This is a genomic window from Phytohabitans rumicis (assembly GCF_011764445.1).
Classification (GTDB): domain Bacteria; phylum Actinomycetota; class Actinomycetes; order Mycobacteriales; family Micromonosporaceae; genus Phytohabitans; species Phytohabitans rumicis.
This window is the reverse complement of record NZ_BLPG01000001.1, coordinates 4,306,682-4,319,090: the sequence shown is the minus strand read 5'-3', so window position 1 is coordinate 4,319,090 and position 12,409 is coordinate 4,306,682. Positions and strand designations below refer to the sequence as shown.

The 12,409-nt window shown below is 69.5% G+C and carries 14 protein-coding genes and 2 pseudogenes; 12 read left to right on the top strand and 4 right to left on the bottom strand.

Annotated elements, in window-relative coordinates:
* Positions 1-7: 7 nt before the first annotated feature.
* The 8 genes and pseudogenes from Prum_RS19215 (at position 8) to Prum_RS19180 (ending at position 5,935) form a co-directional block, all read left to right on the top strand.
* The gene (locus Prum_RS19215) at positions 8-433 is read left to right on the top strand and encodes a DUF350 domain-containing protein (protein ID WP_371871245.1); all 426 of its coding nucleotides are present in this window, start codon (positions 8-10) and stop codon (positions 431-433) included.
* Positions 433-1,125, top strand: coding sequence for a hypothetical protein (locus tag Prum_RS19210; RefSeq protein WP_173077786.1), 693 nt, complete (start codon positions 433-435; stop codon positions 1,123-1,125). Before Prum_RS19215 ends, Prum_RS19210 begins: the two co-directional genes overlap by 1 nt.
* Positions 1,122-2,659, top strand: a pseudogene (locus Prum_RS19205) (polyamine aminopropyltransferase). The gene Prum_RS19210 and the pseudogene Prum_RS19205 overlap by 4 nt, the downstream one beginning before the upstream one ends.
* Before the next feature lie 73 nt (positions 2,660-2,732).
* A complete protein-coding gene (locus tag Prum_RS19200; protein ID WP_173077785.1) occupies positions 2,733-3,467 on the top strand; it encodes a hypothetical protein in 735 nt (244 codons plus the stop codon).
* Between the two features lie 30 nt (positions 3,468-3,497).
* Positions 3,498-4,115 carry a hypothetical protein gene (locus Prum_RS19195; protein ID WP_173077784.1) on the top strand — a complete coding sequence of 206 codons (618 nt, stop codon included), beginning with the start codon at positions 3,498-3,500 and terminating at the stop codon, positions 4,113-4,115.
* A 10-nt stretch (positions 4,116-4,125) separates the two neighbouring features.
* A pseudogene (locus tag Prum_RS19190) lies at positions 4,126-4,913 on the top strand (SDR family NAD(P)-dependent oxidoreductase).
* Positions 4,914-4,959: 46 nt separating this feature from the next.
* Complete coding sequence (gene pyrE, locus Prum_RS19185) at positions 4,960-5,493, top strand: orotate phosphoribosyltransferase (protein ID WP_173077783.1); 534 nt, start codon at positions 4,960-4,962, stop codon at positions 5,491-5,493.
* Between the two features lie 64 nt (positions 5,494-5,557).
* Positions 5,558-5,935, top strand: a complete 378-nt coding sequence (locus Prum_RS19180) for an ArsR/SmtB family transcription factor (RefSeq protein ID WP_173040617.1) — start codon at positions 5,558-5,560, stop codon at positions 5,933-5,935.
* Positions 5,936-6,042: 107 nt separating this feature from the next.
* Here the strand turns inward: Prum_RS19180 and Prum_RS19175 are convergent, their stop codons facing one another.
* Both Prum_RS19175 and Prum_RS19170 read right to left on the bottom strand, forming a co-directional pair.
* The gene (locus tag Prum_RS19175) at positions 6,043-6,795 is read right to left on the bottom strand and encodes a DedA family protein (protein WP_173077782.1); all 753 of its coding nucleotides are present in this window, start codon (positions 6,793-6,795) and stop codon (positions 6,043-6,045) included.
* A gap of 24 nt (positions 6,796-6,819) precedes the next feature.
* A complete protein-coding gene (locus tag Prum_RS19170; RefSeq protein ID WP_173077781.1) occupies positions 6,820-7,029 on the bottom strand; it encodes a hypothetical protein in 210 nt (69 codons plus the stop codon).
* Between the two features lie 85 nt (positions 7,030-7,114).
* Between Prum_RS19170 and Prum_RS19165 the strand changes: the two genes are divergently transcribed.
* The 3 genes from Prum_RS19165 (at position 7,115) to Prum_RS19155 (ending at position 9,259) form a co-directional block, all read left to right on the top strand.
* On the top strand, positions 7,115-7,501 hold the full coding sequence (locus Prum_RS19165) for a phage holin family protein (protein ID WP_173077780.1): 387 nt from the start codon (positions 7,115-7,117) through the stop codon (positions 7,499-7,501).
* Positions 7,502-7,599: 98 nt separating this feature from the next.
* Positions 7,600-8,625 (top strand): class II fructose-bisphosphate aldolase, encoded by a 1,026-nt coding sequence (fbaA, locus tag Prum_RS19160; protein ID WP_173077779.1) that lies wholly within the window; start codon positions 7,600-7,602, stop codon positions 8,623-8,625.
* A gap of 115 nt (positions 8,626-8,740) precedes the next feature.
* Positions 8,741-9,259: a hypothetical protein gene (locus Prum_RS19155; RefSeq protein WP_173077778.1), complete on the top strand. Its 519-nt coding sequence runs from the start codon at positions 8,741-8,743 to the stop codon at positions 9,257-9,259.
* Positions 9,260-9,416: 157 nt separating this feature from the next.
* Here the strand turns inward: Prum_RS19155 and Prum_RS19150 are convergent, their stop codons facing one another.
* Entirely contained in the window at positions 9,417-10,589 is a 1,173-nt protein-coding gene (locus Prum_RS19150; protein ID WP_371871244.1) for an LOG family protein, read from the bottom strand.
* A gap of 194 nt (positions 10,590-10,783) precedes the next feature.
* Between Prum_RS19150 and Prum_RS19145 the strand changes: the two genes are divergently transcribed.
* A complete protein-coding gene (locus Prum_RS19145) occupies positions 10,784-11,212 on the top strand; it encodes a DUF3151 domain-containing protein (protein ID WP_173077777.1) in 429 nt (142 codons plus the stop codon).
* Here the strand turns inward: Prum_RS19145 and Prum_RS19140 are convergent.
* Positions 11,209-12,408 carry an RNA polymerase sigma factor gene (locus tag Prum_RS19140; RefSeq protein ID WP_173077776.1) on the bottom strand — a complete coding sequence of 400 codons (1,200 nt, stop codon included), beginning with the start codon at positions 12,406-12,408 and terminating at the stop codon, positions 11,209-11,211. The two genes, Prum_RS19145 and Prum_RS19140, sit on opposite strands and share 4 nt — an antisense overlap.
* Position 12,409 lies beyond the last annotated feature (1 nt).

The following is a 12,409-nucleotide window of genomic DNA, read 5'->3' as shown; positions in this document are numbered from 1 at the left end:
TCCCGCCATGCTGATGGACCTCACCACCGACCTGCTCGTCACCCTCGCGTACGGCGCGGTGGGCATCGCGCTGATGGGCATCGGCTACGTCCTCGTCGACGTGGCGACGCCGGGCCGGTTGCGCGAGCTGATCTGGGTCGACCGCAACCGCAACGCCGCCCTGCTGCTGGCGTCCAACCTCGCCGGCGTCGGCATCATCGTGGTGGCCGCGATCATGTCCAGCGACGACGACTTCTCCGAGGGGATCGTGGACGCCGGCGCGTACGGCCTGCTTGGTCTGCTCATCATGGCGGGCGCGTTCGTGCTGCTGGACATGGTGACGCCGGGCAGCCTCGGGGAGATCCTGGTGGATCCGGAGCCGCACCCGGCCTCTTGGGTCTCCGGGGTCATCCACCTCGCCACCGGCGCCATCATCGCGGCTGCGATCAGCTGATGGCCAACACCAAACGGACCGCCAAACTGTGGAAGGTGTTCGGCCTCTTAGGGGCGGTCGTCGTCTTGGTGGTGGGGCTCCTGCTGATCGATCCCCCGTCGGAGGGTGACGACAGCACCGAAATCCCGGTGCCGAGCGCCGAAATGGCTCAGGAGACGTCCAGGAAGCTGGCAGCGGCCACGGCGGCGCAGGGCGTCTGCTACGGCTGGCAACTCGCTGACTTCGGCACACCCATCAGCGAAGGCTCCAACCTGGGCCCGACCACACCGATCGACCCGGCCCAGTGTCCACAGTGGGTCGAAGTGCAGGCGTCGGTCACGTACTGGTCATCGAGCAGCGAGATGGCGGACTACGCCTCGGTCACCGTGACCTCGTCGGGTGGCGGGCTGTCGACCTCCACACTGGACCGCTTCGGCCTCACCGAAAAGATGTTCATCGACGAGCCGGACTGGGCGATCTGCCAGGCCGCGCTGGCGCTGCCGCTGCTCATGGCCGAGAGCGGTGCCGCCAAGGCGGTGCCGACGCCGGCGATAACCGGCACGACGGCCGCGTTGCCAGCCGCCGGCAACGACTTCTGGCGGGATCGCTACTCGTTCGTGGTGGGCACGGCCATGCTCGTCGCGCTGGCGCTGATCTTCTTCCTGATCGGTTGGTTCGACCGCCGCCACCAGCGGGCGACCGTGCAGCAATGAGGCTGGCCCGCAGCGCCGTACTCCTCGCCGTTTTCGTCTGCGCGGCGTGCGGCCTGGTGTACGAGCTGGCGCTCGTCGCGCTCGGCAGTTACCTGATCGGCGACACGGTGGGCCAGGCGTCCATTGTGCTCGGTGTGATGGTCTTCGCGATGGGCATCGGCGCGCTGGCCGCCAAGCCATTGCAGCACAAGGCCGCCGCCGCCTTCGCCGCCATCGAGCTGTGCCTGGCGCTCCTGGGTGGACTGTCCGTGCTGGGCCTCTACGCCGCGTTCGCCTGGCTCGACCTCTACGGGCCGGCGCTGATCGCCACGGCGTTCGTCCTCGGTGGACTGATCGGCGCGGAGATCCCGCTGTTGATGGTGCTGTTGCAGCGGATCCGCGAGCAGGCGGCGGGCAGCGCGGTCGCCGACCTCTTCGCCGCCGACTACGTCGGCGCGCTTCTCGGCGGGCTGGCGTTCCCGTTCCTGCTGATGCCCGTCTTCGGGCAGCTTCGTGGCGCGCTGGTGGTCGGCGCGGTCAACGCGCTGGCCGGCATGGCGCTGGTCTTCACGCTCTTCCGCCGCGATCTGGGACGCCGGTCGCGCGCCGCGCTCGGCGCCGCCTCCGTCGCGGTCGCGCTCTGCCTCGGGTACGCCTACGTGGTCGCGCACGACTTCGAGGTGACCGCACGGCAGCAGCTCTACCGCGATCCCGTCGTGCACGCCGAGCGCAGCCGTTACCAGGAGATCGTGCTGACCCGTTCGCTGCCGCTGGTTTCCGGCGGGGTGACCGACCTGCGCCTGTTTCTCAACGGCGACCTCCAGTTCAGCTCGGTCGACGAGTACCGCTACCACGAGGCGCTGGTGCACCCCGCGCTCGCCGGAAGCCGCGCCAACGTCCTGGTGCTCGGTGCCGGCGACGGCCTGGCCGTACGGGAGGCGCTGCGCTATCCCGACGTCGCGACGGTGACCGTGGTGGAGCTGGACCCGGCGGTGGTGGCGCTGGCCCGCTCGCTCCCGGACCTGCGCGCGCTCAACCGCGGGTCGTTCGACGACCCCGGGTACGCCTCGTGCACACCGACGCGTTCGGCTGGCTGCGCACCGCGGCGGCGCGCTACGACGCGGTGATCGTCGACCTGCCCGACCCGGACGAGACGGCCACCGCCAAGCTGTACTCGGTCGAGTTCTACGCGCTGCTGCACAACGTCCTCGCGCCCGGCGGCCGGATGGTCGTGCAGGCGGGCTCGCCGTACTTCGCGCCGCGGTCGTTCTGGTGCATCGAGGCGTCGATCCGGGAGGCCGGGTTCGCCACGTCGCCGTACCACGTGGACGTGCCGTCCTTCGGCGACTGGGGGTTCGTGCTGGCCGTGTCCGGTGGCGCCGCGCCCACGCCGGCCATTCCCGCGGGCGTACCGCCGCTGCGCTTCCTGGACGCGGAGGTGCTCCGCGCCGCCACCGTCTTCCCGCCGGACCGGCGCCGCGTCGACGTACGGCCGTCGACACTGCTGGAGCCGCGAGTGCTGGAGTACGCCCGGGCGGAGTGGCGCAGCTACTAGGGGCACCGTTTGCGACGCCGTACTGGCAGGGTATCGATACGGTGAGTTCATTCTTGATCTAGGAAGGAGCGTCGTGGCTGATCCCACGAACCCGGCCGCCCCCGCGCGACCGGGGAGCGTCAGCATCTCCAGCTACCTGCTCTACCTTTACGCCGCGCTGGGATTGATCGGCGTGGTCGTGCAGTTGTCCGTGCTCGGTACGACCAGCGACGTCTACCGCGAAGCGTACGAGGGCACCACGGCCGAGGGCGGCGAAGTGTTCGTCACCGTCACCACGGTCATCGTCGCGGTGGTGGGTCTCCTGTTCGCCGTCGCGTTCGTGGTGCTGGCGGTCCTCAACAATCGGGCCAAGAACGCCTCGCGGATCGTCACCTGGGTGCTGGGCGGCATCTCGCTGTGCTGCTCCGGCGTGGGCCTCGCCAGCACCGCGTTCACCAACTCGATGGACTTCGGCTCGACGGACAGCGACGTGCCGAGCCCGTCGGAGATCCAGAGCCGGCTCGAAGACGCGCTGCCCAGCTGGTACATGCCGACGTCCATCACCCTCACGGTGCTGGCGCTGCTCGCGCTGCTGGCGGCGCTGATCCTGCTGGCGCTGCCGCCGTCGAACGAGTTCTTCCGCAAGCCCGCCCCGGCCTGGGAGCCGCCGGTGCCCGGATCGGCCTACCCGGCGTACCCGCCACCGGCGACGCCGCCGACGGCCTCGCCCGCCCCGGGAGCGCCACCGGCAACCGGCAGCACGCCGCCGCCACCCGCGGAGCCGCCGAACGAGCAGCCCGGACCGCAGAGCCCGCCCCCGGGCCAGTGAACTCGCGTTCGTTGCTGTAGTTCTACTTGCATGAGCGACGTCTCGATCCCGCAGCAGTCCCGGCCACGGCCGGCGACCGTCACCGCCGCAGCGGCCCTCATGATCTTCATGGGGGTCGCCGGTCTGGTCAGCGCGGTCGTCACCCTGGCCGGGATCAGCGGGGTGGTCGACCGTTTCCGCGAGGCGGCGGGGCGCACCGGGGCCAGCCAGAACGACATTGACGGGCTGGCCGGGTTCGCCTGGGGCACGGCCATCGCCACCGCGGTGCTCGCCGTCCTGCTGGCGGTGGTCCTCATCGTCCTGGCGCTGGGCAACCTGCGCGGGCGCAACGGTGCCCGGATCGCCACCTGGGTGGTCAGCGCGCTCGGCCTCCTCTGCGGGTGCTGCGGCCTCCTCGCGGTGATCTCCCAATCCGCGCTGTCCTGGAACATCAACGCCGACGACCAGGTCGCGGAGGACCTCACACAGGCGCTCACCGACGCGTACCCGGGCTGGTGGATCGGCCTCAACGGTGGGCTTTCGGCGGCGCAGGCCCTCGGTTACCTTGTAGTAGCTTTGCTGCTCGTCCTGCCGGCGTCGCATCCGTACTTCCGCGCGACCCCGCCGGCGCCCGTCGTGCCGCAACCACCACCGCCGCCCCCGAGGTGAGGGAAACGGATTGGCAGCCTCCCGCACAGCTCTGATCACCGGGGCCACCGCCGGCATCGGCGCGGCCTTCGCCCGCCGGCTGGCATCGGACGGGTACGACCTGGTGCTGGTCGCCCGCGACGAGCGGCGGCTGGCCGAGCTGGCCGCAGAGTTGGCCGAGAAGCACGGCGTCGCGGCCCGCGGGCTGCCGGCCGATCTGTCCACCGACGACGGCTGCTCCATCGTGGAGAAGGCGCTCGCCGAGCCCGTAGACCTGCTGGTCAACAACGCCGGCATCAGCCTGAACCGGCCGTTTCTCTCCTCGGCCGTGGCGGACGAGGAGCGGCTGCTGCGGCTCAACGTGCACGCCGTCATGCGGCTGACGCTCGCCGCCCTCCCGGGCATGACCGAGCGCCGGCACGGGGCAGTGATAAATGTCTCTTCGGTCGCCGGCTTCGCGGCCGTGATGCCGGGCTCGACGTACTCGGCCAGCAAGGCGTGGGTCACCAACTTCAGTGAATCGGTGGCCCACTCGGTGCGTTCCTTCGGCGTTCGGGTAATGGCGTTGTGCCCCGGCTACACCCGTACCGAGTTCCACGACCGGGCGGGCATCAACATGTCGAAAACCCCGAATGGATGTGGCTCGAAGCCGATGAGGTAGTCGTCGATGCCCTGCGTGACCTGCGTAAGGGCAAGGTGGTCAGCGTTCCTGACTGGAAGTACAAGCTCGCGGTCTTCGGTCTCCGGCACGCCCCTCGCGGGCTGCTTCAGTCGGTCGCCCGGGACACCCGCGGACGGATAGGTCGCGACTCTCAGTAGCGGGTCGATGGTGGACGACCCACGTTGGCGCAGTACCCTTTGCGCCATGGGTGACCATGACGACCTGCGTAAATTCATCACTGAACTAGCCGTGGTCCACGGCAGGGTGGTGCTGTCCTCAGGTCGTGAAGCGGACTGGTATGTCGATCTACGCCGGGTGACCCTGCATCACGCGGCGTCTCCGCTGGTGGGGCGGGTCATGCTCGACCTCACGGCGGACTGGGACTTCGATGCGGTCGGCGGCCTGACATTGGGTGCGGATCCGGTGGCTTCGGCGATGTTGCACGCCGCTTCGGCGGCGGGGCGGCGGCTGGACGCCTTCGTGGTGCGTAAGGCCGAGAAGACGCACGGGTTGCAGCGACGGATCGAGGGTCCGGATGTGGTGGGCCGCCGAGTACTGGCGGTGGAGGACACCTCGACGACGGGCGGCAGCGTGCTGACCGCGGTCGAGGCGCTGCGAGAGGCTGGAGCCGAGGTAGTCGGTGTAGCGGTTATCGTTGATCGCGGTGCGGGTGAAGCGGTTCGGGACGTGGGAATCCCCTACCGCGCCGCCTACACGTTGGGCGACCTCGGCCTTTAGGCCTAACAAGTTTGTCGATTCGGACCTGCTGATATGCAGGCGGATCGATGGTGTAGGTGGAAGGATGGAGTACGTGGGAACTGCGTTGGCTGAAACGACCATGCCTCAGATCTCGCCGCTTGGCGGCGAGCCGATCGAGCGCGCTGATGCTGAGCGCCTCGCTGGGGTCCTCAAAGCACTCGCCGATCCGGCCCGGTTGCGGCTCTTGAGCCTCATCCAGTCGGCTCCGGAGGGTGAGGCGTGCGTATGCGACCTCACCGCACCGCTCGGGCTCTCGCAGCCGACGGTGAGCCACCACCTGCGTATCCTCACCGAGGCCGGCTTGCTGGAGCGGGAGAAGCGCGGCGTGTGGGCTTACTACCGGCTGGTGCCGACCGCGATCGCGACGATCGCGGACCTGTTGACTCCGCCGCGTAAGCGGGCCACGAAGAAGGCTCGCTGAATTAGCGCGGAATTCGCCCGGCGTCACTGGATGGTGGCGTCACCTCCTCGGTGACACCGGGCGATTTCCGAATGTCCGCTCAGGGTTTGATCAAAAGATCTTGGCGGTCAGCGCCGGCCGCGTCCGGCGTGACTCGGCGTTGATTCCTGCCCGGCTGCCGCCGCCCGCCGCTTCGCACGGCGGTCCCGGATGATCTCGATGATGATCGGCAGCACGGAGATCAGGACGATCAGGGCCACCACCGGCAGGATGTAGCGGTCGATGTGGTCGCCGACCGCGTCATAGATGCTGTCCGCGAGGAAGTATCCGCCGAGGATGATCCCGTCGGTCCAGAGGATCGCGCCTACGACGTTCCACAGGAAGAACGTCTTCGCCGGCATGCCGAGCACGCCCGCGACCGGGTTGAGGAACGTCCGCACGATCGGGATGAAGCGGGCCAGCACCACCGCCTTCGCCGGGCCGAACTTCTCGAAGTAGTACTCGGCCTTCTCCACGTACTCCCGCTTGAAGAGCCGGGAGTCGGGGCGGTCGAACATGCGCTGCCCGTACCGGGCGCCGAGGAAGTGACCGAGCTGGGCGCCGGCGATCGCGCAGATGGGCGCGCCGATCACCAGGCCGAGCAGCGACAGCCTGGTGCCCTCGCCCAGCATGGCGTCGGCCACCGGGGAGGCGGCCACGCCGGCGAGGAAGAGCAGGGAGTCCCCTGGAAAGAAGAAGCCGACCAGCAGGCCGGTCTCGGCGAAGAGGATCGCCCACACTCCGACGAGGCCGAAGGTCTGCAATAGCTCCTTCGGATCTAGCGGGTTGACGGCCAGCTGCTCGGAGAGCGCGCGGGTCTTCTCGGCTGTGTCCACGGGCACAAAGGGTACCGGTGCCCTGCTCGTTTACCGGTACTCGTCGTCGAGGTCGACAACTCGGGCCTGCTCGAGCGCGTCCCACTCGTCGACCTCCAGGCCGCGGTGCACGTCGAGCTGGCCGTCCGCAGGGTCGACCAGGGTCGCCTGCTCCATGGCGTCTGCCGCCGGCGCCTCGATGTCACGCTCATCCGGCGCGAGGTGATCATCGGGAGCGAAGTCCTCGTCGGGCTCGGTCATCGTCGCCTCCCTCCCCTCCGATATGCCCAGGCAGTGGCGCCGGAAACCGGCACATGTCCCGATGCTGTGGTGTCAGGATGGAACGGTGGGATTTCTGATCAGGTGGGCGATCAACGCAGTCGCGTTGTGGATCACCACCCTGGTGGTGCCCGACATCAACCTGACGGGCAGCACCTCGGGCCGCAACGCGCTGACCTTGATCATCGTGGCACTGATATTTGGCCTCGTGAACGCCGTACTCAAGCCGATTATCCACGTCGTGGGGTGCGTGTTCTACATCCTCACGCTGGGGCTCTTCGCGCTGGTGGTCAACGCGCTGCTCTTCCTGTTCACCGACTGGATCGCCGGCGTGCTGGACCTGCCGTTCGAGATCGACGGGTTCTGGCCGGCGTTCTGGGGCGCGATCGTGATGGCGGTGGTGAGCTGGCTGATCAGCCTGGTGATCCCGGATAGCTGGGAGGGCAAGGCGTAAGGGGTCGGTGACGTCGCCCCGGGTGAGCTGCGGGATACTGCCGGCTGGAGGACAGCGCGGTCCGGCGCACTCAATCCGCATACTTAGGAGCGTTTGACATGCCTATCGCTTCCCCAGAGGTCTACGCCGAGATGCTCGACCGCGCCAAGGCCGGCGCGTTCGCGTACCCCGCGATCAACGTGACTTCCTCGCAGACGCTCAACGCGGCGCTGCGCGGCTTCGCGGAGGCGGAGAGCGACGGCATCATCCAGGTCTCCACCGGTGGCGCCGAGTACCTGTCCGGCCCCACGGTCAAGGACATGGTCACCGGGTCCGTGGCGTTCGCCGCGTTCGCCCAGGAAGTGGCCAAGAAGTACCCGGTCAACGTGGCGCTGCACACCGACCACTGCCCGAAGAACAAGCTGGACGGCTTCGTCCGCCCGCTGCTGGCGATCTCCAAGGAGCGGGTCGCCCGGGGCGAGGCGCCGCTCTTCCAGTCGCACATGTGGGACGGCTCGGCCGTGCCGCTCGACGAGAACCTCCAGATCGCGGAGGAGCTGCTGGCCGAGGCGGCCGCCGCCCACGTCGTACTGGAGATCGAGGTCGGGGTCGTCGGCGGTGAAGAGGACGGCATCGTCGGCGCGATCGACGAGAAGCTCTACACCACCGTCGAGGATGGCCTGGCCACCGTCGCGGCGCTCGGCCTGGGTGAGAAGGGCCGCTTCATGGCGGCGCTCACGTTCGGCAACGTGCACGGCGTCTACAAGCCCGGCAACGTCAAGCTGCGCCCGGAGATCCTCAAGGAGATCCAGGACGCCGTCGGCGCCAAGTACGGCAAGGAGAAGCCCCTCGACCTGGTCTTCCACGGCGGCTCCGGCTCGCTGCTGTCGGAGATCCGGTCCGCGCTCGACTACGGCGTCGTCAAGATGAACATCGACACCGACACGCAGTACGCGTTCACCCGGCCGGTCGTCACGCACATGTTCACGAAGTACGACGGCGTACTCAAGATCGACGGCGAGGTCGGCGACAAGAAGTCGTACGACCCGCGCGCCTGGGGCAAGTCGGCCGAGGAGGGCATGGGCAAGCGCGTCATCGAGGCGTGCGAGCACCTGCGCTCGGTGGGCACCAGCATTTCCAAGTAAAGATCAAGCATCCGCGGCCGGTCCCCCGTTCGGGGGCCGGCCGCGCGCCGTTCGGGGGTCTGGGGTGGCTTTTCGGTACGATCGTCCGATCTGAATGCCACCCAGGAGGTCGGTCGTGCTCGGCATCGAAGGGTACGAGCCGCAGTGGTGTCACAGCAGTAAGACCCTGGCAGCCGTGCACCGTTCCCGGTTCTATCGGATCGTCGGGCGGCAGCTCGACGGCGCCTGGCTGATGTGGGACCTGGAGCGCGGCCGCTGGTTCGCCGATGGACCGGTGATCCTCGGCTTCGGCGACGTCAACGTCGAGGTCACCCACCGCAAGTTCGACGAGTGCGGGATCACCTGGGGACAGGTGGACATGTCCATGCCGCTGGACTGGCCCGGTCTCATGCTCGACTGGCGTGCCGACGCCCACGCGGCGCTCCGCTCGGTACGCGGGCAACGCCTCCGCGAGGTCAACGTGATCGAGCGGATCATGCCGTCGCACTGGCGGCCGCGGGTGCTGCACGCGGTCGAGTTCCTCTTCGAGAGCGGCCGGCTGGCCATCTACAACGCCCTGGACGAGAACGGCCTGACCGACGCGGTGGAGATCGACCTCCCGGTCGGCTTCTGGTGCCGCGTACCCATCGCCTAGCCCACCGCGGCGGGCGTCATCGATCAAGGCTTTCGTCATCGATCAAGGGCGAACGGCCGTGCTTTGATCTCCGATCCACGACCATTTGCCCTTGATCGACGGGGAAAGCCTTGATCGGCGCGGAGGCCGGCGGCGCCGGCGCGCGGGCGGGGCGGGGTTAGCAGGTGGTGAGGACGGCTACGGCTTCTTCTACCGAGTCGGTGACTACCACGAGGTGGGAGACGTCGCCGTGCGGGGAGGCGGCCAGCAGGGGGCGGAGGAGCGCCTCGACCGGTAGCCGTCCCCAGTGCTCGGTGCCGAGGAAGACGAACGGGCCGGACGGTCCGTCGGTGGCGTAGAACGTCTTCGTGGCGGCCTGGAAGATCTCCTGCACGGTCCCGGCGAGGCCAGGCGCGAAGACGATCCCACCGCGGGCCAGTCGCAGGATCATGTCCTCGCGTACGGCGTTCGAGAAGTATTTTCCGATCTGGCCGGCGAAGAGGTTGGCCGGCTCGTGGCCGTACAGCCAGGTGGGCAGCGCCAGCCCGCCGTACGCGAGCCGGGTGACCACGTCGCGCTCCGCGGTGGCCTCCAAGGGGTACGCGGTGCGCACTCCCAGGGCCGTACCCGTGTAGGGCTCGTGGTCGTGGAAGTTGGGTGCCGCGGCCAGTTCGTCGATCGCGGCGGCGAGGTCTTCGCGGGAGTTGCCGGCCATGTACGCGCCGAGGTTCGCCGCCTCCATCACGCCGGGGCCGCCGCCGGTGACGATCAGCCGCCCGGCCACCGTCAGCTCGCGGCCGAGCGCCGCCGCCAGGCGGTACGCCGTGGTGCCCCGCGGCTCCGCGTGACCGCCCATGACGCCCACCGCCGCCGCTGGGCCGCGCGCGGCGACCCAGGCGTTGACGGCTTTGGTGAGGGCGTTGTCGATCCCGGCGTCGTGCAGCCGCTGGGCGAGCGCCTCCCGGATGTCCGGCATCGCCCCGCCGTGCGCGACGAAGTGCTCGAAGACGACCGTGTCGTACATCGTCTTGAAGCCGCCGTCGGCGAAGCCGGCCGCGAGGTCGTCGGCGGTGTAGAGGCGGGCCGGGTGGGTGGGGTACGGCAGGTCGTCGAAGGGCGGTACGACGTGTGCCCCGCGCCGTACGAGGTCGGCCTCGATCTCCACCGACGCGAAGTGACAGCCCACGAAGAGGGTGTCGGACAGGACGACGCGGGCGAGATCGGGCGGGTCGACGTCGAGCCGCAGTCCCTGGACGGTGAGGCCGGCGAGCGAGCCGGCGGCGAGGTGCAGGTCCAGTTCTTCGCGGGACTCGATCTCGTTCGGCGAGCTGTCGTAGGGGTCGAAGAGCACCAAGCCATCCTGCAACACCGGAACAAGAGAGAGCCCGGTGGCACATGGCCACCGGGCTCCCGTTACCGGGTCCTGGGGAGGCTCCGGACTTTCATTTGTAGTCCAGTGTGGGGCGCCGCACACCCGCCGCACGCGTGACGAATCCCTCAGCCTTTCAGGCACAGTCTGGCGGAGGTTGCGGGTTGAATGTGCCCATGCAGAACCTGTTGCCCGAACCGCCCGCCACCCTGCTGCCCGCCGACGACAAGGCCGTGGCCGCTTTGGCCGAGGCGGAGCAGGTCGACACCGACGAGTCGTACGCGGATGTGGCCGCCCGGTTTCCGGCCTTTAGCGCCGCATGGGCGATGCTGGCCAGCCGGGCGCTCGCGGCCGGACAGCCCGTGGCGGCGTACGCGTACGCCCGCACCGGCTACCACCGCGGCCTTGACCAGTTGCGCCGCAGCGGCTGGAAGGGGAGCGGCCCGGTGCCGTGGTCGCACGGGCCGAACAGGGGCTTTCTGCGTTGCCTGCACGCTTTGTCCCGGGCCGCGGACGAAATCGGTGAATCGGACGAGGCGGCCCGTTGCGCCCAGTTCCTGCGCGACTGCGACCCGGCGGCCGGGGACGCCCTTTCGAGCGTCTAGCGACCTCGCGCCTGTAGGTACCGCTGCTCGGGGATGCTGAGCGTGCGGCGCGCGGCCAGGCGGTAGTGGGCGCGCGCCTGGTCGTGCTGTCCGGCCATGTCGAGCAGGTGCGCGCGTACGGCGTCGACGCGGTGGTGCCCGGCGAGCGCGGGGTCCGCCTCGGCGCTCGCCAGCTGCCGCAGGCCCGCCTCCGGGCCGTCGACCATCGCAACCGCGACGATCCGGTTGAGGGTGACCATCGGGCCGGGGGCCAGCAGGCGCAGCCCGTCGTACAGGGCGAGGATCTGCGGCCAGTCGGTGTCCGCGGCGTGCGGTGCCTCATCGTGTACGGCGGCGATCGCGGCCTGCAGCTGGTACGGCCCGACGGGGGCGGTGGCGAGCGTTTTGGTGATCAGGTCGACGCCTTCGGCGATGGCACCCGCGTCCCACCGGCCGCGGTCCTGCTCCGCGAGCGGCACGAGCGCGCCGTCCGGGCGGGTACGCGCCGGCCGCCGGGCGTCGGTGAGCAGCATGAGTGCGAGCAGCCCGGCAACCTCGCCGTCGTCCGGGAGCTCGGCGTGGAGCTGGCGGGTCAGCCGGATCGCCTCCGTGCTGAGTTCGACGCGGTTCAAGGTCGGCCCGGAGCTGGCGGTGTACCCCTCATTGAAGATCAGGTAGAGCACCTCCAGTACGGCGGTGACCCCCTCCTCCGAAGAGGGTTGCCGGAATTCCGCGCCGCTCGCCTTGATCCGCTGCTTGGCCCGGCTGATGCGCTGGCCCACCGTGGCCTCCGGCACCAGGAACGCACGGGCGATCTCCGCGGTGGTGAGCCCGCCGACCGCGCGCAGCGTCAGCGCCACCTGCGACGCCGCGGTGAGCGACGGATGGCAGCACAGCATCAGGAGGGTCAGCGTGTCGTCGGCGGCCGGCACCGTGGCCGGCTCCGCGGGTTCGAGCAGGGCGACGGCGTCCTCCCGCCGGCGCCGGGCCACTTCGCTGCGCCAGATCTCGGTACGCCGCCGCGCCGCGACCCGGATCAGCCACGCCCGCGGGTTGTCCGGCACCCCTTCGGACGGCCACTGGTTCGCGGCCGCGAGCAGGGCCTCCTGTACGGCGTCCTCGCAGATGTCGAAGCCGCCGTAGTGCCGGACGAGCGCGGCGAGGACCTGCGGCGCGTGCTCCCGCAGCAGGTCCTCGACCTCGGTACCGCCGGTCACC